Origin of the sequence: Kribbella sp. NPDC004536, assembly GCF_042873835.1 — a bacterium.
GTDB lineage: Bacteria > Actinomycetota > Actinomycetes > Propionibacteriales > Kribbellaceae > Kribbella.
In genome coordinates this window covers 1466857-1487765 of the sequence record NZ_JBIALY010000003.1, presented here as the reverse complement: position 1 = coordinate 1487765, position 20909 = coordinate 1466857, and the positions used below count along the sequence as shown (strand labels likewise).

At 68.8% G+C, this 20909-nt stretch carries 16 protein-coding genes and 2 pseudogenes; 7 read left to right on the top strand and 11 right to left on the bottom strand.

Annotation, left to right across the window (positions count from 1 at the left end):
- Nucleotides 1–24 precede the first annotated feature (24 nt).
- The 3 genes from hrcA to ACFYRU_RS32520 are packed head-to-tail and all read right to left on the bottom strand — an operon-like array spanning nucleotide 25 to nucleotide 2819.
- A complete protein-coding gene (gene hrcA / locus ACFYRU_RS32530; RefSeq protein ID WP_387665705.1) occupies nucleotides 25–1047 on the bottom strand; it encodes a heat-inducible transcriptional repressor HrcA in 1023 nt (340 codons plus the stop codon).
- A 48-nt stretch (nucleotides 1048–1095) separates the two neighbouring features.
- Nucleotides 1096–2193 (bottom strand): Gfo/Idh/MocA family protein, encoded by a 1098-nt coding sequence (locus tag ACFYRU_RS32525; RefSeq protein WP_387665702.1) that lies wholly within the window; start codon nucleotides 2191–2193, stop codon nucleotides 1096–1098.
- On the bottom strand, nucleotides 2178–2819 hold the full coding sequence (locus ACFYRU_RS32520) for a ThuA domain-containing protein (RefSeq protein WP_387665699.1): 642 nt from the start codon (nucleotides 2817–2819) through the stop codon (nucleotides 2178–2180). The genes ACFYRU_RS32525 and ACFYRU_RS32520 overlap by 16 nt, the downstream gene beginning before the upstream one ends.
- A gap of 179 nt (nucleotides 2820–2998) precedes the next feature.
- Between ACFYRU_RS32520 and ACFYRU_RS32515 the strand changes: the two are divergent.
- The 4 genes and pseudogenes from ACFYRU_RS32515 to ACFYRU_RS32500 form a co-directional block, all read left to right on the top strand.
- A pseudogene (locus ACFYRU_RS32515) lies at nucleotides 2999–3292 on the top strand (EF-Tu/IF-2/RF-3 family GTPase); the annotation flags it as partial.
- 13 nt (nucleotides 3293–3305) lie between these two features.
- Nucleotides 3306–4070: an MBL fold metallo-hydrolase gene (locus tag ACFYRU_RS32510; protein ID WP_387665697.1), complete on the top strand. Its 765-nt coding sequence runs from the start codon at nucleotides 3306–3308 to the stop codon at nucleotides 4068–4070.
- Between the two features lie 84 nt (nucleotides 4071–4154).
- Nucleotides 4155–5684, top strand: coding sequence for an NCS1 family nucleobase:cation symporter-1 (locus tag ACFYRU_RS32505; RefSeq protein WP_387665695.1), 1530 nt, complete (start codon nucleotides 4155–4157; stop codon nucleotides 5682–5684).
- A gap of 154 nt (nucleotides 5685–5838) precedes the next feature.
- On the top strand, nucleotides 5839–6663 hold the full coding sequence (locus tag ACFYRU_RS32500; RefSeq protein ID WP_387665693.1) for a DUF3097 domain-containing protein: 825 nt from the start codon (nucleotides 5839–5841) through the stop codon (nucleotides 6661–6663).
- Here ACFYRU_RS32500 and ACFYRU_RS32495 read toward each other — a convergent pair.
- Complete coding sequence (locus ACFYRU_RS32495; RefSeq protein ID WP_387665691.1) at nucleotides 6638–9214, bottom strand: DUF3376 domain-containing protein; 2577 nt, start codon at nucleotides 9212–9214, stop codon at nucleotides 6638–6640. The genes ACFYRU_RS32500 and ACFYRU_RS32495 overlap by 26 nt on opposite strands.
- 102 nt (nucleotides 9215–9316) lie before the next feature.
- Between ACFYRU_RS32495 and ACFYRU_RS32490 the strand changes: the two genes are divergently transcribed.
- Nucleotides 9317–9877 carry a hypothetical protein gene (locus tag ACFYRU_RS32490; protein WP_387665689.1) on the top strand — a complete coding sequence of 187 codons (561 nt, stop codon included), beginning with the start codon at nucleotides 9317–9319 and terminating at the stop codon, nucleotides 9875–9877.
- 3 nt (nucleotides 9878–9880) lie between these two features.
- Complete coding sequence (locus tag ACFYRU_RS32485; RefSeq protein WP_387665686.1) at nucleotides 9881–10717, top strand: hypothetical protein; 837 nt, start codon at nucleotides 9881–9883, stop codon at nucleotides 10715–10717.
- A 162-nt stretch (nucleotides 10718–10879) separates the two neighbouring features.
- Here ACFYRU_RS32485 and ACFYRU_RS32480 read toward each other — a convergent pair whose 3' ends face one another.
- The 7 genes and pseudogenes from ACFYRU_RS32480 to hemW all read right to left on the bottom strand — a co-directional run bounded on the left by ACFYRU_RS32480 (nucleotide 10880) and on the right by hemW (nucleotide 18790).
- The gene (locus tag ACFYRU_RS32480) at nucleotides 10880–11887 is read right to left on the bottom strand and encodes a LacI family DNA-binding transcriptional regulator (RefSeq protein WP_387665684.1); all 1008 of its coding nucleotides are present in this window, start codon (nucleotides 11885–11887) and stop codon (nucleotides 10880–10882) included.
- Between the two features lie 57 nt (nucleotides 11888–11944).
- Nucleotides 11945–13267, bottom strand: a complete 1323-nt coding sequence (locus ACFYRU_RS32475; RefSeq protein ID WP_387665681.1) for an extracellular solute-binding protein — start codon at nucleotides 13265–13267, stop codon at nucleotides 11945–11947.
- Between the two features lie 129 nt (nucleotides 13268–13396).
- Entirely contained in the window at nucleotides 13397–14494 is a 1098-nt protein-coding gene (locus tag ACFYRU_RS32470; protein ID WP_387665678.1) for a LacI family DNA-binding transcriptional regulator, read from the bottom strand.
- A gap of 186 nt (nucleotides 14495–14680) precedes the next feature.
- A complete protein-coding gene (locus ACFYRU_RS32465; RefSeq protein WP_387665675.1) occupies nucleotides 14681–14953 on the bottom strand; it encodes a hypothetical protein in 273 nt (90 codons plus the stop codon).
- A 79-nt stretch (nucleotides 14954–15032) separates the two neighbouring features.
- Entirely contained in the window at nucleotides 15033–16445 is a 1413-nt protein-coding gene (locus ACFYRU_RS32460; protein WP_387665673.1) for a polysaccharide lyase family 8 super-sandwich domain-containing protein, read from the bottom strand.
- 115 nt (nucleotides 16446–16560) lie between these two features.
- Nucleotides 16561–17481, bottom strand: a pseudogene (locus ACFYRU_RS32455) (hypothetical protein); the annotation flags it as partial.
- Between the two features lie 97 nt (nucleotides 17482–17578).
- Complete coding sequence (hemW, locus tag ACFYRU_RS32450; RefSeq protein ID WP_387665670.1) at nucleotides 17579–18790, bottom strand: radical SAM family heme chaperone HemW; 1212 nt, start codon at nucleotides 18788–18790, stop codon at nucleotides 17579–17581.
- Nucleotides 18791–18964: 174 nt separating this feature from the next.
- Here hemW and ACFYRU_RS32445 point away from each other — a divergent pair, with 174 nt between their 5' ends.
- Nucleotides 18965–20887 carry a Xaa-Pro dipeptidyl-peptidase gene (locus tag ACFYRU_RS32445; RefSeq protein ID WP_387665668.1) on the top strand — a complete coding sequence of 641 codons (1923 nt, stop codon included), beginning with the start codon at nucleotides 18965–18967 and terminating at the stop codon, nucleotides 20885–20887.
- Nucleotides 20888–20909: the final 22 nt, after the last annotated feature.

Genomic DNA, 20909 nt, shown 5'->3' with positions numbered 1-20909 from the left:
ACCAGGGGGTTGTCTTCGTTTTCATCATGACTCAGCCAGGATCTGGCTGACGTAACGCGCGACGGCCCGTACTGCGCCCATCGTGCTCGGGTAGTCCATATGGGTGGGGCCGACGATGCCGAGGGTGGCGAGCACCTCCGACTTGGACCCGTACCCGGTCGCGACCACCGAGGTGGTGGCCAGTTCCTCGTACGGGTTCTCGTGGCCGATCCGGACGGTCAGGGTCTGCGGGTTGGTCGCCTCGCCGAGCAGCTTCAGCAGGATGACGTGCTCCTCGAGCGCCTCCAGCACCGGTTTGACGTTCCGCTCGAAGTCGTCGCCGTACCGGGTCAGGTTGGCGGCACCGCCGACCGCGATCCGCTGCTCGCCGACCTCGTCGGTGAACGCCTCGAACAGCGTGGTGACGATCGACGAGACCAGCGTCCGGTCGGCCGGCGCGAACAGGTCTGGCACGCCGGCCAGGGTGGTGGCCGCGTCGGTCAGGCGCTGGCCGGCCAGGGCCGAGTTGAGCCGGGAACGGAGGTCGGCGATCAACTGCTCGTCGACGTCGTGCGGGTGCTCGACGATCCGCTGCTCGACCCGGCCGTTGCTGGTGATCAGTACGAGCAGGAGCCGGCGCGGGCTCATCGTGACGACCTCGATGTGCCGCACGCTCGACCGGTTCAGCGACGGGTACTGCACGATGGCGACCTGGCGGGTGATCTGGGCCAGCAGCCGCACGGTCCGGCGGACCACGTCGTCCAGGTCGACCGCTCCGGCCAGGAACGACGTGATCGCCTTCTTCTCCGCCACCGACAGCGTCTTGACCGTGCTCAGCTTGTCGACGAACAGCCGGTAGCCCGCGTCGGTCGGGATCCGGCCGGCGCTGGTGTGCGGCTGGGTGATGTACCCCTCCTCCTCCAGCGCGGCCATGTCGTTGCGCACGGTGGCCGGGGAGACCCCGAGGTTGTGCCGGTCGACGAGTGCCTTCGACCCGATCGGCTCGTGGGTCGCGACGTAGTCCTCGACGATGGCGCGCAGCACATCGAGCTTGCGATCATCAAGCACGCGCACCACCCTTTCAGACCTTGGCACTCAGTCGTTCAGAGTGCCAGTCTAGGCGGTCTCGGGTGACGCTCCCAACGGAACGGCCGCCGGACGTGTCACTGTACTGGCCACATCAAGCGGCTGATCCTGGACGGCGGAGTCGACGAACGACTCCAGCACGTCGAGCACGTGGTAGGCCAGCTCCCCGCTCGCGCGGTGCGGCTCGCCCGTACGCAGGGCCCGCGCCATGTCCGCGACACCGACCCCGCGACCGGCTCCGGCGTACCCGCCGGCGACCGGCACCTCGGTCCACTCGCGCTGCTCCGGAGTCACGATCTCGACGGTCCCGTCGAACCCGTTCGGGTCCGGCACGGACAGGCTGCCGTCCGTACCGTGGACCTCGATCCGCGGCAACCGCCCGGCCCACACGTCGAACGACATCAGCACCGTGGTCAGCGCGCCCGACTCGTGTTCCAGTACGCCGGTGACGTGCGTCGGCACCTCGACGTCGAACACGGTCCCGGCCCGCGGCCCGGTGTGGATCTTCCGCTGCTGCTTCGCCCGGCCCGCGCGTGCAGTGACCCGGACGACCGGCCCGAGCAGGGTGACCAGGCTGGTCACGTAGTACGGCCCCATGTCGAGGACCGGGCCGCCGCCTGGCTGGTAGTAGAACTCGGGCGCCGGGTGCCACAGCTCGTGGCCAGGAGTGACCATGAACGCGGTCGCCGCGTGCGGGGTGCCGATGTCGCCGCGGTCGATCACCGCGCGAGCCGTCTGGGTGCCGGTGCCGAGGACGGTGTCCGGCGCGCAGCCGATTCGCAGGTCGTTCGCGGCGGCGTACTTCAGCAGCGGCTCCGCCTCGGCGCGATCCATGGCCAGCGGCTTCTCGCCGTACACGTGCTTGCCGGCCTCCATCGCGGCCTGGTGTACGGCGGCGTGGGCTGCCGGGATGGTCAGGTTGAGGACGATGTCCACGTCGTCGGCGGCGTACAACTGGTCCGGTGTGAGCGCCCGGATGCTGTCCGTGGCAACCGCCTCTGCCCTGGGGAGATCCAGGTCCGCGACCGCGACCACGTCGACGCCGGGGAGCTTGGCCAGGTGGTCCAGGTACGTACCGGAGATGACACCGGTGCCGACGATGCCGACGCGTGTCACTTGCTCGCCCACAGCAGCCCCCGCTCGATGATCGTGCGCACCTCGGGCGTCTCCAGGTCGTCCAGCTTGTGGCCGACCGTACAGACGAAGACCTTGCCCTCGCCCCAGGTCCGGGTCCAGATCGCCGGCATCACCGCACCCTCGATCCACGGGTAGTCCGGGTGCGACTCGAACGTCGTGGTCGCGAGCACCGTGTTCGTCGGGTCGTAGTGGATGTAGTACTGCTCGGTGTGCACGTCGAAGTGCTTGATGCCGTCGACAATCGGATGGTCGGCAATGATGTCGACCCGGTAGTCGGTGAAGCCGTGCGGGTGCGAGATGAACTGCCCGCCGGTGATGAAGCTGTAGTCGACGTTCTTCCGGAACGAGTCCGCGATGCCACCGTGCCAGCCGGCGAACCCGGTACCGCGCCGGATCGCCGCCTCCAGGCCCTTGAAGTGGTCGTCCTCGATCTCGCTCATCGTCACGCACTGCACGACGAGGTCGACGTCGTCCAGCTCGAGGTAGGCCGCGGTGGTGTCGGAGACCGTCACCTCGTAGCCGTTCTCCTTCAGATGCGGGATGAACAGGTCGGTCGCCTCGACCGGCGAGTGCCCTTCCCAGCCACCCCGGACCACAACCGCACGTCGTGTCGTCACAACGGCCACACCCTTCGAAAGTTTCGGAGTTCCGATCGGAACACTTGCGACCTTAAGTCGGCAGGAGAGGGCTTGCCAAGCACTACTCTCACCACATGGGCTGGAAGTTCTGGAAGCGGTCGAATCCGATGGATCCGCAGGAGCTGCTGGCGCGCGGGCACGCCCAGCCGAACAGCTTTCCGGAGCGGCCGCAGGACACCTTGCCGGTGGGCTCGTTCGGGATGACGGTCGAGGATGTGTTCTCGATCACCGGGCGCGGGACCGTGGTCACCGGCCGGGTGCAGACCGGGACGGTGACGGTCGGCGAGCAGGTGCTGATCAGCCGCGCCGGGCAGCCGCTGGTGCAGGTCGAGGTCACCGGCGTCGAGATGTTCCGCAAGATCGTCCGGACCGCGAAGGCGGGCGACAACGTCGGCCTGCTGCTGCGCGGCGTCAACCGGGACCAGGTCGCGAGAGGCGATGTCGTCAGCAAGTAGTGTCGAGCGCATGAGTTGGACGGAGCTCGGCGACCGTACGTGGGTCCGCCGGTACGACGAATGGGACCTCAACGTCGGCCTGGTCGTCGGCGCCGACGGCGCGCTGGTGATCGACACCCGCGCGACCACCGAGGAGGCCGAGCAGCTCCGCGACCACATCCGTGAGCTCACCGACCTCCCGGTGAAGTGGGTCGTCAACACCCACGCCCACTTCGACCACGTGAACGGCAACGGGGTCTTCGACGGCGCCGAGGTCTACCTGCACGAGAACGCCGCCGCCGAGGAGAACCTGGCCGGTACGACGTTCGCCGCCGCGAAGGTGATCGACCTCGGCGACCGGCGGGTCGAGCTGCTGTGGGTCGGCAACGGGCATACCTCCGGCGACGCGGTGGTCGCCGTACCGGACGTGAACGTGTTCTTCGTCGGTGACCTGCTCGAGGAGTCGGCACCGCCGTCGTACGGCGAGGACTCGTTCCCGTTGGAGTGGCCCGACACGATCCAGGCCGTGGTCGGCATGATGCCGCAGGACGTGCGGATCGTCCCCGGTCACGGCGCGGTCGTCGACCTGGAGTTCGCGCACGACCAGGCGATCGAGCTGGGCAAGGTCGCGAACACGATCTCGACCCTGCACCACGCCGGCACCTCGCTCGAGGACGCGCTGAAACACACCGAGGACTGGCCGTGGCCGGTCGACAAGCTGCAGGACGCGATCCGCCGCGGCTACGCCGTCCTGGGTACGCCGCAACGCCCGAGCCTGCCGTTACTCGGTCCCTGATCTGTAGTTGTCCGTTGACATCACGTCATCCGGTCGCGCAACTTGTTCGCAGCGGACATCGCCCGACCGGATGGGGTGGGACCTATGGCCATGCAGACCGTGCATTCCGACGGACGCGTCGAGCTGACAGATTCCGAAGCACTCCGGGGTAGTCCGTACGCGAACGCCGAACTGGCGCCGACCCGATTGCCGCAGCGGACCTGGACCACGTACAACTACGCGGCGCTGTGGATGGGGATGGCGCACAACATCCCGAGCTACCTGCTCGCGTCCGGGCTGGTCGCGCTCGGGATGAACTGGCTGCAGGCGTTCCTCACGATCACCCTCGGGAACCTGATCGTGCTGGTGCCGCTGCTGCTGAACAGCCACGCGGGCACGAAGTACGGCATCCCGTTCCCGGTGTTCGCGCGCGCCTTCTACGGGGTCCGCGGCGCGAACTTCCCGGCGCTGCTGCGGGCGTTCATCGCCTGCGGCTGGTTCGGGATCCAGACCTGGATCGGCGGCCAGGCGATCTACGTGATCGTCGGCGAGCTGTTCGGCAAGGGCTGGACGGACGCGTCCGCGATCGGTGGCCACCCGTGGACGATGTGGCTGAGCTTCGGCTTCTTCTGGGTGCTGCAGATGGTGCTGATCTTCCGCGGCATCGAGGGCCTGCGCCGGTTCGAGAACTGGGCCGCGCCGCTGGTCACGATCGCGTTCGTGGCGTTGATGGTGGCGATCCTGGTGAAGGCCGGCGGCTTCGGGCCGATCCTGTCGCAGCCGTCGAAGCTGGGCTGGGACGCCGACTTCTGGAAGATCTTCGCGCCGTCGCTGATGGGCATGATCGCGTTCTGGGCGACGCTGTCGCTGAACATGCCGGACTTCACCCGGTTCGGCAAGGGCCAGCGCGCGCAGGTCTGGGGCCAGATCATCGGTCTGCCGACGACGATGTCGTTCATCGCGCTGGTCTCGATCATCACCACGTCCGGCACCGTCGTGCTCTACGGCTCGGCGATCTGGGACCCGGTCGAGCTGACCCGGCGGTTCCAGAACCCGGTGATCGTCACGATCGGCCTGATCATGGCGATCCTCGCGACGATGTCCTGCAACGTCGCGGCCAACGTCGTGAGTCCGTCGTACGACTTCGCGAACGCGTTGCCGCGCTGGCTGAACTTCCGGACCGCCGGCCTGCTGACCGGTGTGGTCGGGATCGTCATCCAGCCGTGGCGGCTGATCTCGGACCCGTCGATCTACATCTTCGTGTGGCTGTCGTTCTACGGCGGCCTGCTCGCGTCGGTGGCCGGCGTACTGATCGCCGGGTACTGGGTGATCGACCGCACCAACCTGCAGCTCGCCGAGCTGTACAAACCGGGCGGCCGCTACTGGTACTCGGGCGGCTGGAACTGGCGCGGCGTGGTCGCGACGCTGTTCGGCTCGCTGCTCGCGGTCGGCGGCGCGTACTCGAACCCGGGCGCCGGCCCGTTCCCGCAGAACGGCCTGATCCCGTTCCTCAAGCCCCTCTACGACTACTCCTGGGCCGTCGGCCTGGTCGCCGGATTCGTCGCCTACTACGCCCTCACCCTCGCCTCCCCGACCCGCCACTCGACCGCGACCCACGCAGCGCCGACGTACTGATCCCGTACCGAACGACGGGTAGTGGTCACCGGCAGCCGCAATCCCCCCGCCTGGCACCGTCCGCCGCGCCGCCGCCGACCCGACCACTACCCGTTCTTCGGTACAACCGGAGTGGCTGAAGGGGAAGCGACCGGCGCCCGCATACGGTTGGCAGGTGGCTGATCGGTATGGGGACGACGTCCTGGCAACAGACTGGCGCAAGCCGAAGAACGGGCGGACCGTCGAGGTCGAGATCGAGAAGGGGATGGTCGTCGAGGAGCCCAGTTCGGGGTTCGTCGGCGCGATCGTGCGCTGGGAGCACGGTGTCGTCGACCTCGAGGACCGGCACGGCACGATCCGTACGTACCCGCTCGGCCCGGGGTTCTGGCTGGACGGCAAACCGGTCAGCCTGAAGCCGCCGAAGAAGGCCGGCCCCGCGAAGAAGACGCGAACGGCCTCCGGTTCGGTGGCCGTGGACAACGTCCGGGCGAAGGTCGCGCGGGCCAGCCGGATCTACGTCGAGGGCCGGCACGACGCCGAGCTGGTCGAGAAGGTGTGGGGCGACGACCTGCGGATCGAGGGCGTCGTGGTCGAGTACCTCGAAGGCGTCGACGACCTGGTCGAGATCGTCAACCGGTTCCAGCCCGGCCCCGGCCGGCGGCTCGGCGTCCTCGTCGACCACCTGGTCGAGGGCTCGAAGGAGTCGAAGATCGCCGCGCAGGTGAACAACCGGTACGTGCTCGTGGTCGGGCACCCGTTCATCGACATCTGGGAGGCGGTCAAGCCCTCGTCCGTCGGGATCAAGGCCTGGCCGAAGGTGCCGCACGGGCAGGACTGGAAGAAGGGCGTGCTGCAGGCGTTCGGCTGGCCGGCCACCGACCAGGCCGACGTGGCCGCGGCCTGGAAGCACATCCTGTCCAAGGTGAACAGCTTCGCCGACCTCGACCCCGCCCTGCTCGGCCGGGTCGAGGAGCTCATCGATTTCGCGACGCTGGACTGATCTCCGGCATCCGCTGCTCCAACCAGGCACGGATCCGGCGGCGGGCGCGGCGGACGTACCAGGTGATGACGCCGAGGACCGCGCTGAGCGCGAGGACCGCGCCGGCGACCAGAGCGGCCACCAGCCGGAGTGAATCGACGGCCCCGGCGACGATCAGCAGGACGACACCGACCGCTGCTGTTGCCGCAGGCAACCACGGTTCGAAGATGGGCGGCCGGTGGGCCGGGGTCAGCTTGGCGCCGCGGACCATCCGCTCCCACACCGTCTGCCGCGCCGGTTCGGTGAACCAGCGGGCGGTGCGCAGCAGCCACGAAGCGGGCTGGTGCTTGCGGCCCGCGGCCGCCTGCACCCAGTTCCCGACCTGCGGACCGAGACCGCTCGACACGTCGACCATCCGGTCCGCGAGGCCCTTGGTGATCGCGCGGCCCTCGGGCGACTCGTTCAGCTCGTCGCGCATCGTCACCAGCGCGCCGATCCCCGCGTCGACCGGGAAGTCCCGCGCCAGCCGCTCGATCCGTTCGGCGACCGCGGTCAGCTGCCAGCCCTCGGCCTGCAGCACCTGCCGCTGGGTCTCGCGGATCCAGTCCGCGTCCGCGCCGAGCATCGCGCCGAGATGCGCGACGCAGTGCAGGCGACCCATCAGCCAGTCCCAGCGCCGCCAGTCGGCCGCACCGAACGCGCCGAAGTGCCCGACCTGGCTGCCGTACAGGATGCGGTCGTTGAGCTGGTTCGCGATCGACCCTTCCTGCAACTCGTCGAGGACGGCGAGCGGGATGTCCGGACCGAGCCGCAGGAACTGGAACGGAGCGCTGCGCTGCTGCGGCGTGCGCGCCGACGTACATCTGGAGACGATCTCCACCTCGAGCGCGGTGTCGACGAGGTCCCAGCCGATCACCTCGACGAGGGCGGCGAACGCGTCGCCGAGCGTGCGCTGGATCTGCAGTTGCTCGAAGATGTCGTTCAGCCCGACCGCGACCGCCTCTGCCCCACCGGCCGGCCGCAGGTCGAGATGAGCAGCGGCAAGCTGTACGTCGAGAGCGTCGCGGACAGCCTGCACCTTCATCAGGCAGTCGCTCGCCGCGGTCAGCCGCTTCTCCAGCTCGGCCCGATCCTCGTGCGGCGCGGCGCTGACCTGGTGCCGCAGCGAGCGCAGGATCAACCGCACGATCCGCTCCGCCGACCCGGTCCCCCACAACCAGCTCGGGTTGCCGTCGGCGTCGTCGTGCAGAACGGCCGTCGAGCCGTCCGGATCGGGCACCCACGGATGGTCCGTGCGCAGGATGTCGTCGATCTCGTGCTCCGACAGCGCAGTCGCGGCGTCGAGTACGGTCGACTGGTCGTGGCTCGCGATCGTCACCGCCTCCCACACGCCACCGGCCGCGCGGCCCCGGGAGTACGCCGGTTGCAACGCCGTCGCCGCCGCCGTCAGCCGCGCCCGCTCTTCTGGTTGCGCCAGGCAACGATCGAAGAGCCGCTGGGTGTCGGACCAGGACGCGTCCGCCTCCAGCAGCAACCGTTCGAGCTGCTCGACGTCGGACCGGAAGTCCACCTCGCGCGGGAACTGCACCGCGGACAGTGCGGCCACCCGCCAGCTCGGCTGCTTCGCGGCAGGCAGCGCCGTCGACGCGTGCCCGATCCCCGCGGACGGTACGACGTACAGGACGTACCGCGTCGCCTTGCCGTTGACGGGACGGCGGGCGACGACGTCGAGCACCGGGCCGAACGGGGCGTTGTCCAGCACGCCGCCGTCGATCAACCACGAGCCGGACTCGGCCGGCTGCGGCCGCATCCGCGGCGGTTCCGCGGCCAGCTCGGGCGTCTCCAGGACCGGCCCGAACGCGGCTGGGAACGACGCGGACGCCCGCGCCGCACGCGCCAGCAGCTCGGTGTCCTTCAGCCCGTTCTTGTCCTCGGTGGTGAATCTCCGGTGCGCGGCGTCGTACGTCGGCGCGTCCTCGTTGGTGAACCCGTACAGGTAGCGATGATCCGGTACGACGAACGCCTGGCCGGCGGCGTCCTTCGCCTCGAACTGCTGCACGCCCAGACCGGACGCGGTGACGAACAGCGTGACGGGTTCCTCGGCGGCGCTCTCGCCCGCGTCGGCGACCCCTTTGAGCAGCTCCTCGACCTGCTGCAGGAAGTACTTGCCGTCCAGCACCGACGACGACTTCACGCCCGCGGACGGCACCAGCTTGCCGACGTCGAGCGAACCGAGCGCCACCCACTTCTGCCGCAGCCACGGACCGTTGCCGCCGTCCGGGTCGAGCGTCGAACCGTTCGCGATCGCGGTCGCGAGCAACGACCCGTTCAGGCCGCCGGCACTGGTCCCCGCGATCACGTCGACGACGACGCGCCGCCGTTCCGCGCCACGCCGGCAGAGTTCACGCCAGCGGTCCGCGATCACCGCGTCGTACGGCTGTGGTTTCGGGGCGTCCGATCCGCCCGACGCGCGCCGGATCAGGTCCAGCTCATGGGTCACACCGCCCATCCAGACCGCGAGGCTGACGCCGCCGTTCAGGACCAGCGCGATCCGGATCTCGTGGTCACTCATCCGACAGATTTACCACGGTTCGGTGCCGCTCGCAGCGGAGAGTGACCTCACAGGTTGTCCGGACCTGCGGGCAGGGTCATTCTGTCCTTGGGGGTGGTCGTCATGCGCTGGTGGGCTGTGACGGTTTCCGTACTGATGCTGCTGGTCCCGGGGTGCTCCGGCACGCCCGCCGACAGCGGTACGGCGCCGCCGACGCTCGTCGCGACCCCCGACGACACCAGCGAACCGGTCCCCGAGCCGACCGGCGCCGAGCCCACCCAGTCCCAGCAGAGCAAGCCGTCGATCGAGATCGCGTCGCTGCCGATCGGCGGCATCCCGGAGGACGGCTCCAGCTGTAACCCGATCAGCTGGCTGGCCGGGGACATCCCGAACGGCGTCACGATCAAACTCGGTACGCCGGGGTTCGACCCGACCGGGATCTTCGAGGCCGACCAGACCGGCTGCCCGGCCGACGCGCTGCCGTGCGACGGATTGTTGTGGACGGCCCAGAACCTGCCGCAGTGCTGGGTCGGCTTCAAGCAGGTCGGCACCGAAGGCACGGTCACGTTGGTGATTCCCGCCACCGCGACCTGCGACACCGAGTCCCAGTGCGACAAGCTCAAGTCGCTGGGTGGCAGCCAGATCACGCTCACCGCGCAAGCGACCGCGACGCCGACGAGCTGAGCGATGGCGGACGACCGGTCGCAGCTCGAGCGGTGGGTGAGCTTCGCCGCCGGGATCGTCGCGCCGGTGACGCTGCTGAGCGCGCTGCTGTTCTACTTCGGGTACGTGTCCGCGCGGTCGCAGTACGAGTACTTCGGGATCGACGTCGACACGATCGGCCTGAGTACGCAGGACTACGTGATGCGCAGCCCGCAGCCGTTGCTCGTACCGCTGCTGGTGATCACGCTGCTCGCGGTCGCGGGACTCCTGCTGCACAACGCGATCCACCCGACCCCGGTAGCGGTACGCCGGGCCGCGCGGATCGCCGTACTGGTCCTGATCCTCGGCGTGCTCGGCCTGATCGCGTACCCGTTGATCGGCGGTATCCCGTACTACGCGCTGATCGTCCCCGCGGTCATCGGCCTGTCCGCCGCCGCACTCGCCTACCTCACCTACCTGCGCCGCAAGGCCGATCCGACGGCCGGCCGGCAACGCGTCCTGATCGCGCTGCTCGCGATCGCCACCACCACCTGCGCGTTCTGGGCGACGGCGACCACCGCGCAGTACTCCGGTCGCGGTCTGGCCAAGTCCGACGCCCGGCACCTGAACCGGTTCCCGGTGGTCATCCTCGACACCAAGGAACGCCTCGCCCTCCGCTCCCCCGGCATCGAGGAAACCACCCTCCGGGCCGGCGCCGGCCAGACCTTCAACTACCGCTACCGGGGCCTTCGCCTGCTCGTCGTCGGCCAGAACCGCCTGTTCCTGGTCCCGCAAGCCTGGACCGCCTCCAACACCACGGTCGTCCTCCCCCTCGACGACTCGATCCGCGTCCAGTTCCAGTTCCAGAACGACCCGCCCTAGGTCCTGGCTGGTGATCCAGCGCCGTCGCGAGGAGGTGCTCGGTGCGGTGCATCGGCGTGCGGGGGCGAAGGTCTCGATGCGGAGCATCGTGGCCTTTGCACCCGTGCGGCGAGGTGCCGTGCCGAGTGCCCCGCAGTAGGCGATGGATCACCAGCCAGGACCTCAGGCGCTGTCGCGGATCACCAGTTCGGTGTTGTAGATCTCCGGGGTGGTGTGTTCCGCGCCGGCGATCTTCGCCAGCAGGATCTCCGCGAGCCGCGCGCCGAGCTGCTCCACAGGCTGGCGGACCGTGGTCAGTTTCGGCGTGGTCGTGGTGGCCAGGACCGAGTCGTCGAAGCCGACCACGGCGACGTCCGCGGGCACCCGCCGGCCGCGCTGGGACAGCACCCGCAGCGCGGCGGTCGCCATCAGGTCCGATGCGACGAACAGGCCGTCCAGGTCGGGGTGCTCGTCCAGCAACCGCAGCGCCGCCTGCTCACCACCGTCCGCGGTGAAGTCGCCGTACGCGATCATCGCCGGCAGCCCGGCTTCCTTCATCACTTCCTGGTAGCCGGTCAGCCGGTCGATCCCGGCGGTCATGTCGAGCGGCCCGGCGACGGTCGCGATCTTGCGCCGGCCGATCGAGAGCAGATGCTGGACGCCGGTCCGCGCACCGGCCACGTTGTCGACGTCGACACTGGCCACCGGTACGTCGACGCCGAGCGGCCGCGCGCTGAACACGATCGGCAGCGGCAGCTGCGCCAGCTCCAGCAGGATGTTGTCGCGGCCGTGGTGGCTGATGATGATCGCGCCGTCCACGTGCCCGCCGCGCAGGTACCGCAGCAGCCGCTGGTCGTCCGCCTCGGCCGGCTCGATCAGCAGCACCAGCTGCGACGACGTCGGCGCGAGCGTCCGGCTGACCCCGCTGAGCATGCCGGCGAAGAAGGGGTCGGAGAACACCCGGCTGTCCGGTTCCGGTACGACGATCGCGATCGAGTCGGTCCGCCGGGTGACCAGCGCCCGGGCCGCCCGGTTCGGTACGTACCCGAGCTGGAGAATCGCCTGCTCGACCGCGGCGACGGTGTCCGGCAGCACCTTCGGTGACCCGTTCACCACCCGCGACACGGTCGCCCGCGACACCCCGGCGAGCGCCGCGACCTGTTCCAGAGTCGGAGAACCAGACCCGTCCATCGGCCCTCCTCGTTCGTGATCGGCCAGCGTTCACACCGTAGTACGTCGCCGGTCGATTCAGTTTCCGGCGCGCGTATTGGCCACCTTGTACGCGTCGGCGATCGCCTGTTTCCAGGCCGCGTCCGGATCCTGCTTGCCGGCGTCGACCCGGGCCAGCGCGGCGCTGAAGACCTGGTTGATCTCGCCGTCGCGCGGACCCTTGTGCTGCTTGAGGATCACGCTGCGGGCCCGGTCCACGAAGATCTGCCCGACCGGTGCGTTGTTGAAGTACGCGTTCACCTGCGACTTCACCTGCGGGTCGTCGTAGGCGTCCAGCGTCGACGGGAACGAGCCGATCTTCTTGAACACCTTCACCTGCTGCTCCGGCGCGGTCAGCCAGGCGGCCAGCTTCGCGGCCTCCTCCGGGTGCGGCGACTGGATCGGGACGGTCAGGTACGAGCCACCCCAGTTGCCACCGCCGCCGGGAAACACGTCGGCGACGTCCCACTTGCCCTTGCCGTACGGTCCCGCGTTGTCCTGGATCACGCCGAGCAGCCAGCCCGGGCAGGCCATGGTCGCGAACTTGTCGGTCCGGAACGAGGCGTTCCAGGCGTCGCTCCAGGCGGACAGCCCGGCGGACAGCCCGTCCTTGCTGCCGGCCACGACCTGGTCCCAGGTGCGCTTCAGCCGCGGGTTCTCGTCGGCGAGGAAGCGGTCCTGGTTCGAGTAGTACGCCTGGATCAGCTGGTTCCGCATCGCCTCCCAGGTCAGGACGGCCGAGTCGTACCAGGCCGAACCCGGGACCCGCTGCTTGAACTTCCGCCCGGTGGCAAAGTACGACGGCCAGTCCTGGAACAGCTTCGCGACCTGGGCCCGGTCGGTCGGCAGGCCCGCCTTCGCGAACAGGTCGCGGCGGTAGCAGATCGCCTCCGGCCCGATGTCGGTGCCGTACCCGATGATGTTGCCGTCCGGTGTGGTCGCGCCGGCCAGCTTCCAGTCCAGCCAGCGGTCCTTCAGGTCGTCCGCGCCGTACTTGCGCAGGTCGACGAACTTGTCCGCCTTGGCCAGGTACTTGTAGATCCAGCTGACCTCCATCGCCTCGATGTCGGCCAGGCCGGTGCCGCGGGCCAGGTTCGCGTCCAGGTTCTTCACGTGGTCGTCGACGGTCTTCGCGTGCTGCTCGACGATCGTGATGTTCGGGTGCTGCGCCTCGTACTCGGCGTACAGGTCGGCGTACCCGAACTCGTTGAAGGTCGCGACGGTCAGCTCGATCTTCGGGCCGTCGCCGGCCTTGCCACCGGTGTCCGTCGCACCGGAACCGCCACCACAGGCGGCGACGAACAGGATCCCGGCAGCGGCGAGCAGGCCGGCTACGGGGCGATAGCGGGCACTGGGCCGCATGGCTGAAAGCTCCCTGGAACTCGGACGGGAATTGAGAGCGCTCTCGGATCGCGAAAGTGAGCTGAGTCTCAGGCGTCCGCACTGGATATGTCAAGCACCACTTCGTACCTGGGAGTTCGCTGTGAGTAGTCAGCGCCCGCGGGGTGGCGCGACCGAGTCCCGGACCACGACGACGGTCCCGAGGGTCGTCGCCTGCTGCTGGTGCGCGAACGGGTCCGCGCTCGGTTCCTGACCGGAGACACCGGCCCGTACGGCGGCCCGCCCGAGCTCCTCGAGCGGCACCCGGACGGTGGTCAACGCCGGCTGCAGCTCGACCGCGACCGGTACGTCGTCGTACCCGACGACCGAGATGTCGCCCGGGATGCTGAGGCCGCGTTCACGCAGCGCTGCGTAGACGCCGGCCGCGACGATGTCGTTGGCGGCGAAGACCGCGGTGAACGCGGGGCCGTCGTCGAGCGCGCGCAGCGTCTCGTCGTACCCCCATTGGCGGCCGAACGCACCGGTGCGGACCAGCGCAGGGTCGTGCTCGAGGTTGCGGGCCGCGTACGCCTGCCGGAAGCCGCGGACCCGGGCCGTCGTCGTGGACAGCATCGTCGGGCCGCCGAGGTACAGGATCTTCGTGTGGCCGGCGCTGAGCAGGTGGTCGGTGATCGCCGCGGCGCCACCGGTGTTGTCGTAGTCGACGGCGTACGCCGGTACGCCGGACTCCAGGCCGGGACGCCCGCAGAGGACCAGGCTGGAACCGTTCTTCGCGAGCTGCCTAGCCCGTTGGCCGATCGTGGCGAAGTAGTCCTGATCCTCGACCGCGCCGCCGACCAGGATCACCGCGTCGGCGCGCTGTTCGAGCAGCAGGTCGACGAACCGCAGCTCGGCCGACTCGTCACCCTGCGTCGAACAGACCAGGCACAGCCGGCCGGACGCGATCGCCTCGGACTGCACGCCGCGGGCGATGTAGGCGAAGAACGGGTCGACGATCTCGTTCACCACGATGCCGACCACGCGGGTGGTGGAACCGGCCAGCGCCCGGGCGTGCGCGTTCGCGACGTACCCGAGGTCACGCATCGCGCGCTCGACCGCGGCCCGGGTCGAGGCCGCGACCGGATAGTTGCCGTTGACAACACGGGAGACGGTCGCGGTGGAGACGCCGGCGCGATCGGCCACGTCCCGGATGGTCCGCGCCGCCTCCGGATCACGCCGGCGCGCCCGCGTCCGCGGCGGTTCCGCCATCACCCACCTCCACCCAGCCGTCCGTCGCCGGACAGTACCACCGCCAACCGCAGCCTCGGGGGTGCCGCACGACAGGACGTATACATCTACGCACCCACCGCCTCAACGCTCAGCGCCGTCCCCGGCGCCGGCCAGTGGACGTATACGTCCTGTCGTTCGGCACCTGTCATGCGATCCGCCCCAGGTCTAGGTGGCGTGAACCACCACGTTGAGCGCGGTGCCGGCCGGTAGGTAGAAGCCGGTCGTGCGGAGCTCGCTCGCGCTGAGCGAGTCCTGCGTCCGGTCGAGCTCGGTCGTCCGCGCGGACGGGAGCGCCGGAACGGTGAGAGTGTTGCCGTCTGCTGTGGGCTCGGCGGCGGTTGCCGACAGGGTCGGTACGGCGGCCAGTGCGAGACCGGCTCCGGTGAACTGAAGGACACGTCGCCTGGTGTACTGCGTGGGGCGGGCGTGCGGCATCATCGATCAACCTCCTGGTCGAACTGCCAGCACCCGGCGACCCGGCCGGCGCATGCTCGCCGGCCCCGGTTGCTTGCGAAATCTAGTTGAAGGACACGGTGTGGGTCGCCCCTCGGGTACCACCGACCGCGACGTCGAGCACCAACTGCTTGCCGGTAGCAACTACAGTCACCGCGGGGTCCTTCGCAACCACCGCCCCCACCCGCCGCCCCACCGTCACCCGAACAGTCTGAGCGGTCCGACTGGGATCCGACACCGCAACAGTCGTAACCGCCCCGTCCTTCCCCACCACCACAGCCGCCGGCCCGTCACTAGCCAGCCCCCATCCCCCGCCAGACACACCAGCGGCCACCGTACCGGCCACGCCGGACACGGCGGCGGGAGGCGCCTCGGCCCTGTCCCCCGTCACGGAGACGGAATCTGCGGTCCAGAAGTTTGCCAGTACTAGGTTCTCGCGGTGGCTGATGATTGCTTGGACATTCGGGGTGTTTGCCAGCACGTTCATTCCGGGGTCGGCTGCGCGTTCGGCCGTCTGGCGTGTGGTTGCGTTGGGCAACAGAACGTACGCGTACGAGCCCGTCGCAGTCCCATGCTCGAGGATCAACTTCGCGTAGCGCCGGGTGTACTGCGTGGTGGAACCGCCCGTGTCGTTGCCGATGTTGATTTCGGACCAGGACGCCGTCCGGTCCTCCCGCTGCACCCGGAGCTGACCGCCCGCCGGGAAGACGTACCCGGCGACCCCCTCCAGATGAGCCCACCCCGGATCGCCGTACGTCTGGTCGACCGCAGCCTGCCCGTCGACCACCAGCGCCGCGGTCCCGCCCTCGTGCAGATTCCGATTCTCGACGATCGTCTCCACCGGACAGCCGTCCGTCCCGGCGATCCCCGCACCCAGCGCAACCACGGAATCCCGCAGACAGAACCACGACTTCCGCGCCTGCAAACTCTTGTCGTAGTTGATCAACTGCATCCCGACCGCACCCGCGACATCCCGGTACGACGCCCCGCCGACCCAGTCCGCATACGCCGCAACAGTCCCAGTGCCCGCACCACTGCCGCCTGGATCGCGCGGCTTCGTACTGACCGTCGTACCGGGCATCCGCTGCGCGTCGACGGTCGGCCAGTACGCGTCGTTGAACTGGGACTGGTCCCCGGTGTACAGATACGTCATCCCGTCGCCGACGTACCACCCGCGAAGGTTCTCGCCGTTGCCCCACTCGTACCGCGCCATCCGCTTCGACGACATCGCGATCGCGAACGTCCAACCCGGCCGCCGGTGCACGACCCGGTCCTGGTTGTAGAACTGGAAGTGCCGCGGAACTGCCGGCGCCGGTGCGACTGTGCTGTCGGCGAGGAGCGCCTTCGCGCGGGAGATCTCGGGAATGGACGCGCCAGGCAGGTAGTCGTTCAGCCGGTCGCGCGTGATCCAGCCCTTGGCGAGTGCCTTGTAGCGCGAGGCGTACGGCTCCGCGACGCCGCTCGCGAGCAGCAGCACGGTCGACGTGGTGCCATGCCCGTTGCGATGGTCGCCGGCCGCTTCCCGTGAGATTCGCCCGGCCGGAGACGCAGTCCATCATCAGGCCGTTCACGACGAACGGCGCGAAGCTCGCGTCGACCGCGTCCAGGAGTACGGCGCGGTTCGGGTCGCTGATCTCCCAGGTGGATCCGCCGAGCAGTGCGATCAGGTTGGCGACCCCGCCGAGCGCGACGTTCCCGTACGTACCGACGTACGCGAGGTTGCCGTGCTGGATGAAGGACCCGTCCCGGTAGAACCCGTCGCCGCTCGTGACGTACGTGAAGACACTGTTCTTCCCGGCCTCGGCAACGTCGCTGAGCGCGTCGCGGGCGGTCGACAATCTGCTCGCCGACTTTCCTACGATTCCGCGAAGCGCGACGATCAGCGACTTGTCGACCCGGTTCGCGCCGGTCTCGCGCAGCGAAGGCGAGTTCGTCCGCCGGTTCGGGTCCGGTACGAAGTGGTCGACGGCCGTCAGGTACTTCGTGAGCTGGTCGGGCGAGAGCGCGTCGTACGCCAGCACGCAGGTGTCGAGCAGAGCCCGCGGTGCGCCGATCTCCCAGAACCACCAGTTCCCGGTCTCCTTGAGCGTCTCGTTGAAGGAACGCTGGTTCAGAAAGTCCAACGCCCCACTCAACAACTCCCCAACGCCGGCCGCGATCCCCGTCCCCGGGGTGGCGCGGGCCAGCGCGATCGTCTTCAGGCGGGTGTAGCTGATGGAGAAGTTGCCGCTGGACGGGCTGAGGGGCAGGTCGGCCCACAGCGCAGTGCGGGCATTGTCGACAATCAGACTGTCGACAAACTGCTGCGCCTGCGCGCCCAGCTTCGCGAGCGCGTCGCCGTACGCCGGGTCCGCGGGGTCGATCGCCCCGCCGGTGTTCAGCTCGGCCCACCGGGCCCGGAGTACGTCGAACTCGTCCGCCGCGAACGCTCGCGTAGGGAGTCCGAGAGTGCTCAGCGCACCGGCGGCAAGGCCGGCCTGGAGCAACAGCCGACGACGGATGAAGGGCGGCATCGCGACTCCTCGGGGCGAGATAGTAAACGCTTACCGGACAGCCTGCCGTCTGCTCGTAACAGTCGTCAACAGCTGACTGTGATCAGTTTTGATCACTTCAGGGCAGCAGGTCCCGCACCACTGCGTCGGCGAGCAAGCGCCCGCGATCTGTCAGCACCAGCCGCTCCGCCGCCACCACGGCCAGCCCGTCCGCGACCACCTGGTCCACCGCCGCCCGCCCCGCCGCGTCCAGCACGTCGAGTGGCAGACCGGCTGACAGCCGTACCTCGAGCAGCACCCGCTCGACCCGGCGGGTCTCGGCGTCGAGGGTCTCCCGGGCGTACGCGGGACTCGCACCGGCGTCGATCCGCTCGGCGTACGCGCTCGGATGCTTCACGTTCCACCACCGCACGCCACCGACGTGGCTGTGCGCGCCCGGGCCGATCCCCCACCAGGTGTCCCCGCGCCAGTACAGCTCGTTGTGCCGGCAGCGCGCCGCCTCAGTACGCGCCCAGTTGGACACCTCGTACCACCCCAGCCCCGCACCCGACAGCAGCTCGTCGGCCAGCACGTACTTGTCCGCAAGATCGTCGTCGTCGGGCATCGGCAGCTCACCCCGCCGGATCCGCCGGGCGAGCTGCGTACCGTCCTCGACGATCAGCGCGTACGCACTCACGTGGTCGGGCTGTGCGGAGAGCGCTGACTCCAATGACGCGCGCCAGTCGTCCAACGACTCACCGGGCGTGCCGTAGATCAGGTCGAGGTTGACGTGCTCGAAGCCTGCGGAAGTTGCCTCACGAGCGGCCTGCAGTGCACGCCCAGCACTGTGTTGGCGGTCGAGGATCTTCAGCACGGCCGACGAGGAGCTTTGCATGCCGAAGCTGATCCGGTTGAAGCCCACGTCCCGTAGCTCGTCCAGATAGGCGGGGTCGACCGACTCGGGGTTGGCCTCGGTCGTCACCTCGGCCTCCGGCGCGAGCCCGAACTCGTCCCGGACCGCCGCCAGCATCTTCCCCAGATCAGCGGCCGGCAGCAGCGTCGGCGTACCGCCCCCGAAGAACACCGTGTCCACCGGCCGATCCAGCTCCCCCAGCACCCGCCGCGCCAGCCGCACCTCGGCGACCGCGTTCTCGGCGTACGACGCCTGCGACCCGCCACCACCCAGCTCGGTGGCCGTGTAGGTGTTGAAGTCGCAGTACCCGCAGCGCGACGCGCAGAACGGCACATGCAGGTAGAACCCGAACGGCCGCCCGGCGGCCTCCCGCACAGCAGCATCCGGCAACACCCCGTCCCGGGGCGCAACCTCCCCCTCGGGCAATGTCGACGGCACCCACCCATCCTACGGACCGCGATCGGCGCCCATCACCAGCCTGGGATCAGCTGTGTTCCACGCAGATTTCATGCCCTTGCGCGAGAGTCGGGCGATTCATGCTGGCGTCAGCCCTTCATCGCTGAGCGTGAAGGAGCTGGCGGCCAGCTCAAGTGCCCCCGAAGGAGTAATTCGTTGTCACGTAGCCGCATGCTGCTCGCTGGGCTCGCGACGGTCGGTGGACTGGTCACCGCTTCCGTCGGTGCCGGCGTACCGGCCGCATTCGCAGGACCTACATCCGTCCCCGGTGCGTCCGCACCCGTCAAGACCGCCATGGCGGCCTCCGCCGCCGAGACCACCCCGACGTACTCGTACGCCAACGCGGTCCACGAGTCCATCAAGGTCGACACGACCATGGACACCGATTCCGACGGTGTTCATGACACGGTCACCGTTGACATCATCAGGCCGCGCGAAGCAGTCGCGGCCGGCGTCAAGGTCCCCGTCATCATGGACGCTTCGCCGTACTACCAGTGCTGCGGACGCGGAAACGAGAGCGAGACCAAGGCGTACGACAGCAACGGCGTCATCAGCAAGATGCCGTTGTTCTACGACAACTACTTCGTTCCGCGAGGCTACGGCGTTGTACAGGTCGACGTCCTTGGGACATCGCGCTCGTCCGGTTGTGGTGACGTCGGTGGGCCCACCGAAGTGGCGTCGGTCGTCGCGGTCATCGATTGGCTCAACGGCCGCAACACCGCCAAGACCCTCGACGGAACGCCGGTCACCGCTGACTGGACGACCGGCGCGGTGGGGATGATCGGCAAGTCGTACGACGGAACGCTCGCCAACGCCGTCGCCTCGACCGGCGTCGACGGCTTGAAGACCATTGTCCCGATCTCCGCGATCTCCACCTGGTACGACTACACCCGTTCCAACGGCGTGCCGTACTTCCGCGACTACATGAAGAGACTGGGCGGTCTTGTCGGACACGACGTGCCCGCATGCAACGCCTTGCGGGACCAACTGGCGGCCAACGACGCCGACGAAACCGGCAACTACACGTCGTTCTGGGCCGACCGCGACTACGTGAAGGACGCGAGCAAGGTCAAGGCCAGCGTCTTCGTTGTCCACGGGCTCAGCGACTACAACGTCGAAACCAAGCACTTCAGTCAGTGGTGGGACGTGCTGAGCAAGAACCAGGTGCCGCGGAAGCTCTGGCTCAGCATGGAAGACCACGTCGACCCGTTCGACTTCCGTCGGGATGCCTGGGTGGCAGAGCTCCACAAGTGGTTCGACTACTGGCTCATGGGCATCCAGAACGGTGTCATGAGCGAGCCGACCGCATCCGTGGAGACCGCGCCCGACATGTGGACGGACTACAACATCTGGCCGGAGAACGTGCCTACGACGTCAGTACCGCTGTCCGAGGGTGCGCTCGGATCGAACGCCGGCGGCACCGTCGGCCTGGTCGACAACCTGAAGCTCAAGGAGTCGGACATCGTCGGAACGCCGCAGCAGAAGATGAGTGGTCGCCAGATGTTCCTTTCGGCGCCGCTGGCCCACACAGTCCGGATCAGTGGTACGCCGACGCTCACTTTGCGCATCAAGGCTGACAAGACCACCACGCCGATCAGCGGTCGTCTGATCGACTACGGACGCGCTACCCGGTACCTCAAGATGAAGAACACCAACACCGAAAGCTGCTGGGGCGAATCGACAGTAGCCGACGACGCCTGCTACATCGACGTCCGGAAGCAGACCGAGGTCTCGAACTACGGTGTGATCGGCCGCGGCTGGCTCGACGCCGCGCACAGTGACTCGCTCAGCAACCCGACGCCGCTCACCCCCGGCGAATGGCGGACCGTAACCCTCCCGCTCCGGGCCCAGGACGTGATGGTGCTGAAGGGTCACACCCTCGGCCTCGCCATCACGCTGAGCGACCTCGAGTCGACCTCGCCGAACGACACCGGCGCGACCGTCGACATCGACCTCTCGCAGAGCCACCTCAACATGATCGTCAGCGGCGGGAACATCGTCGCCGGTGCGACGAGCACCCCGCTCGACGTCACGGCGGCCCCGTCGCAGGGTCGCGCCGTCGACCTGATGCCCCGATGAAGTAGCTCGCCAACAGACCTGG

Excerpts from the sequence above, each read along its gene's own strand:
- ACFYRU_RS32480 (WP_387665684.1), bottom strand. The coding sequence starts at position 11,887 with ATGGACGGGTCTGGTTCTCCGACTCTGGAACAGGTCGCGGCGCTCGCC.
- ACFYRU_RS32510 (WP_387665697.1), top strand. The coding sequence starts at position 3,306 with ATGAGTTGGACGGAGCTCGGCGACCGTACGTGGGTCCGCCGGTACGAC.
- ACFYRU_RS32465 (WP_387665675.1), bottom strand. The coding sequence starts at position 14,953 with ATGATGCCGCACGCCCGCCCCACGCAGTACACCAGGCGACGTGTCCTT.
- ACFYRU_RS32485 (WP_387665686.1), top strand. The coding sequence starts at position 9,881 with ATGGCGGACGACCGGTCGCAGCTCGAGCGGTGGGTGAGCTTCGCCGCC.
- ACFYRU_RS32495 (WP_387665691.1), bottom strand. The coding sequence starts at position 9,214 with ATGAGTGACCACGAGATCCGGATCGCGCTGGTCCTGAACGGCGGCGTC.
- ACFYRU_RS32475 (WP_387665681.1), bottom strand. The coding sequence starts at position 13,267 with ATGCGGCCCAGTGCCCGCTATCGCCCCGTAGCCGGCCTGCTCGCCGCT.
- ACFYRU_RS32470 (WP_387665678.1), bottom strand. The coding sequence starts at position 14,494 with ATGGCGGAACCGCCGCGGACGCGGGCGCGCCGGCGTGATCCGGAGGCG.
- ACFYRU_RS32490 (WP_387665689.1), top strand. The coding sequence starts at position 9,317 with ATGCGCTGGTGGGCTGTGACGGTTTCCGTACTGATGCTGCTGGTCCCG.
- ACFYRU_RS32505 (WP_387665695.1), top strand. The coding sequence starts at position 4,155 with ATGGCCATGCAGACCGTGCATTCCGACGGACGCGTCGAGCTGACAGAT.